Consider the following 1039-nt stretch of genomic DNA (forward strand, 5'->3'; position numbering starts at 1 on the left):
GGCATAGGCCGCACCCGTCACCTTGACGAAGTCGCGCACCGCTTCCGGGTTCTTTTCGGCAAAGTCGGTGCGAACGATCCAGGCGTCGAAGTTCGGCGCGCCCCAGGCGGCGACCTGGGAGGAATCCAGCACCACCTTGCCTGATGTCTTGACCTGGCCGAGCGCCGGATCCCAGACATAGGCCGCATCGATATCGCCGCGCGAAAAGGCAGCGGCGATTTCCGGCGGCCTGAGATTGAGGATCTCGACCGATTTCGGGTCGACATTCTCATGTTTCAGCGCGGCAAGCAGGCTGTAATGCGTCGTCGAGACGAAGGGCACGGCCACCTTCTTGCCGGCGAGGTCGGCGACCTTCTCTATGCCGGCGCCGTTGCGTGCGACCAAGGCCTCGGATGGCCCGATCAGGCCGACGACGAAGATGGTCTGGACCGGCAATTCGCGGCTCGCCGCCGCCGCCAGCGGGCTCGAACCGACATAGCCGATGTCTACCGAGCCGGATGCGACCGCGGCGATGACATCGGCGCCGGAATCGAATTTGCGCCAGTCGATGGCGGCGTTGGTAGCCTTTTCATAGGCACCATCGGCCTGCGGCACCTTGGAGGGTTCGACCACCGTCTGGTAGCCGATGGTGATCTTGAGGTCGTCGGCAAAAGCCGGGCCGAGGAAGGCGGCGCCGGCAAGTGCGGCCGTAGACAGGAGAAGGATGCGTCGCGAAATGGTGGTGGACATCAAGGGCTCCATGAAACAGGGGAAAACCGGATTGCTTCATGATAGTCCGCTAATTCTATGGTTCTTGTAGAGTTAAATTCTTCTAGCGGGGCCGGATTTGTTGGAAAAAGCTGCCGGTGCCGAGGTCCCCAGGCGGATTTGGCGGCTATGGCGCTTCAAGAGTGGCGAGATCATCACGTTCGGGAAGCTCCAGCCACCGCTACGGCCTCCGATCGCGAACGAGAATTCACGTTGCAGCCGCTTGAAAGGCAAATCCATGCTTCAGATGGATTGGAATTTAAAAACGTGTTCCGCCTGTTCGCGTTTAAGT

General features: G+C 60.6%; 1 protein-coding gene. It reads right to left on the bottom strand.

What is annotated here, in order from left to right:
* On the bottom strand, positions 1–729 hold a 729-nt coding region (tauA, locus tag FJ980_RS34180; protein ID WP_140547733.1), incomplete at its 3' end, for a taurine ABC transporter substrate-binding protein.
* Positions 730–1039 lie beyond the last annotated feature (310 nt).

Origin of the sequence: Mesorhizobium sp. B1-1-5 (genome assembly GCF_006443065.1) — a bacterium.
Lineage (GTDB): Bacteria > Pseudomonadota > Alphaproteobacteria > Rhizobiales > Rhizobiaceae > Mesorhizobium.